Below are 2,467 nucleotides of genomic sequence, written 5' to 3'. Positions count from 1 at the left end.
TCGTCTCAGCGGTGCAGCTGCGCACCGACGTCGGGCTCAGGCGGTGTGTGGCGGCGGCTGTTCCGTCGCGCCTGACGGCCGACCGCGCTGAGCAGGCGGCGGTCAACGCGGTCCTGCTCGCGGCCCGCCGTATGGGGCTGGGGGCGGCGAAGGAGCTGCCGGTGCTCACCCGTGCCCGGCCGGCGCAGCGGGAGACCGCGCCACACGCCGGTCTCGGTGCTCGACCTCGACGGGCACCGGCATCTACTGGCCGGGTTCCGGGCAGCGACTGGGCTGCGAACACCCGTGCGGCGCGGGTCGGCACGATGACGGTGGGGCGGCGGGTGGAGCAGGTCCGGCTCGTCGAGCTCACCCTGGAGGAGTCGGTGCTGCGGGCCTGGCCGGTCCGGATCCGGCAGGGCGCGCGGATCATGCGCGACGCCGGGGTTGTCGCGGACCTGGAACCCGACTCGTTCGCCGCCCTGGCCGGGCGTTGCACGGCATTCCGGATCGATCCGATGTGACCCCGGGGCCCGCTACCCGTGCAGGACGGGCGGGTGGGTGCCGCCGGCGACCTCGAAGTCCCCGGGTCGCACCTCCTGGCGGCACTCGGCGCACACGGTGACCGGGTGCAGCTCGGCTCCGCAGCTGTGCCGGAAGACCGCCTTGGGGGCGGTCTCGCCGGTGTGGCGCTCGCCCCAGTCCTTGAGGGCGAGGATGACGGGGATGAGGTCCACGCCGGCCTGGGTCAGGTGGTACTCGTGGCGCGGCGGACGTTGCGAGTACTGGCGGCGCTCGATGACGCCCGCTTCCTCGAGCTTGCGCAACCGCCCGGTCAGCAGGGAGCGGGGCGCTCCGGTGAGCGTGGCGAGGTCGGAGAACCGGTGGAAGCCGTAGAGCAGCTCGCGCAGCAGGGGCAGTGAGTGGCTCTCCCCGAGCACGGCGAGCGCGTCGCTCATGGAGCACTCACGCGGACTCGGTAGCGATTCTGGACTCACCTCTGCTACGTTACATCCCTCAGTCGGTCCATCATCTGGACTGACTAACGCGGAGGAGCAGACATGGGTGTGACCGAGACGTTGACCGGCCGGAACACGGAGTTCGCGGAACACCGTTTCGCGGCGGGTCTGCGCATGATGCCGTCGCTGAAGACGATCGTGATCGGGTGCGTCGACCTGCGTGTCGACCCGACCGACGTCCTGGGGACGGAGCCGGGCGAGGTCGCCGCCATCCGCAACGTCGGCGGCCGCATCACCCCGGCGGCGGTGGAGGAACTGGTGATGCTCCGCGCGGTGACCCAGGCCGCGGGCGGCGATCTCGGGCCAGGATGGGAGCTGGTGGTCCTGCACCACACGGACTGCGGCATCACCCGGCTGGAGGGCCGGCCGGAGATGCTGGCGGCCTACTTCGACGTCGACGAGTCCGGGCTCGCGGTGCAGGCGGTGGGCGACCCCAGGGCGGCCGTCGCCCATGATGTGGCGGTCCTGCGTGCAGAGCGCCGTCTGGCCGGTGTCCGTGTCTCCGGCCTGGTCTACGACGTCACCACCGGCCTCGTCGAGACGGTCGTGGCGCCGTGACCTCCACGCGTGAGCTGACCGGGCGCAACGCCGCCTTTGCCGCTGACGGCTTCGTCGAGGGCCTGCGCATCAATCCGAGCGGCAACGTCATGGTCGTCGGATGCGTCGATCCGCGCGTCGATCCCGCGCACGTGCTCGGGCTCCGGCACGGTGAGGCGGCGGTGATCCGCAACGTCGGAGGTCGGATCACGCCGGCGACGCTCCGCACGATGACGATGCTGGGCAAGGTTGGACAGGCGCATCCCGACGGTCGCGCGGCGGGGGACTGGAACCTGGTCCTGCTGCATCACACGGACTGCGGGATGAGGGATCTGGCCCCGTTCCCCGACCTGCTCGCCGAGTATTTCGAGATCCCGGCCGCCGAGCTCGACGCCAAGCAGGTCAGCGACCCCGTCGGTTCCGTCCGTGTCGATGTCGACGTCGTCCTGGGGACGCTCACGGGCAGCGCCTTCCTCGTGTCGGGCCTGGTCTACGACGTGTCCACCGGTCTCGTCGAGACGGTCGTGGCACCGACGCCCCTGCGAGACATGCAGCTCCGTCAGGTGTCGAGGCGGTGAGCGAGAGTCGGTTGGCCGGGGCCGGTGAGTTCCTGGGCGGTGCCGTGGCGCCCGGCGATGGCCATGAGCAGGGACTCCGCCGGCCCCTCGACGACGGGTCCCTTCCCGGCACTCCAGTCGAGGTCCGTCGCGACCAGGGAGAGTCCTCGGACGCGTTTCCCCGCCCCGATAGTCGGGGCGGTGCAGGCGAATGACAGGACGGTGAGCATTCGGTCGGCGGGGATGTCACGGGGCAGGCCGAGCGGGCGGCGGATGTCTTGATGGTGGATGACGCCGTCGGTCAGTGGGGCCTTACCCCCGGAACGTGGACACGGGGTGTGATTACGCGGCTGACGGGAGCGTAGCAGCGGGGAG

At 71.3% G+C, this 2,467-nt stretch carries 4 protein-coding genes; 3 read left to right on the top strand and 1 reads right to left on the bottom strand.

The features are described 5' to 3' along the window. On the top strand, window positions 1-503 hold a 503-nt coding region (locus tag ACFPFQ_RS27615), incomplete at its 5' end, for a hypothetical protein (RefSeq protein ID WP_379623901.1). A 12-nt stretch (window positions 504-515) separates the two neighbouring features. On the opposite strand, the gene ACFPFQ_RS27610 is transcribed toward ACFPFQ_RS27615, so the two are convergent. Next, window positions 516-938: a winged helix-turn-helix transcriptional regulator gene (locus tag ACFPFQ_RS27610; RefSeq protein WP_379623899.1), complete on the bottom strand. Its 423-nt coding sequence runs from the start codon at window positions 936-938 to the stop codon at window positions 516-518. A 102-nt stretch (window positions 939-1,040) separates the two neighbouring features. On the opposite strand from ACFPFQ_RS27610, the gene ACFPFQ_RS27605 reads away from it, so the two are divergent. Next, a complete protein-coding gene (locus ACFPFQ_RS27605; RefSeq protein WP_379623897.1) occupies window positions 1,041-1,556 on the top strand; it encodes a carbonic anhydrase in 516 nt (171 codons plus the stop codon). Next, the gene (locus ACFPFQ_RS27600; protein ID WP_379623895.1) at window positions 1,553-2,113 is read left to right on the top strand and encodes a carbonic anhydrase; all 561 of its coding nucleotides are present in this window, start codon (window positions 1,553-1,555) and stop codon (window positions 2,111-2,113) included. The genes ACFPFQ_RS27605 and ACFPFQ_RS27600 overlap by 4 nt, the downstream gene beginning before the upstream one ends. Window positions 2,114-2,467 lie beyond the last annotated feature (354 nt).

The organism is Pseudonocardia sp. GCM10023141, from assembly GCF_042653605.1.
Note: the sequence above shows the minus strand (reverse complement) of the source record. Positions and strands in the feature narration are given on the sequence as shown.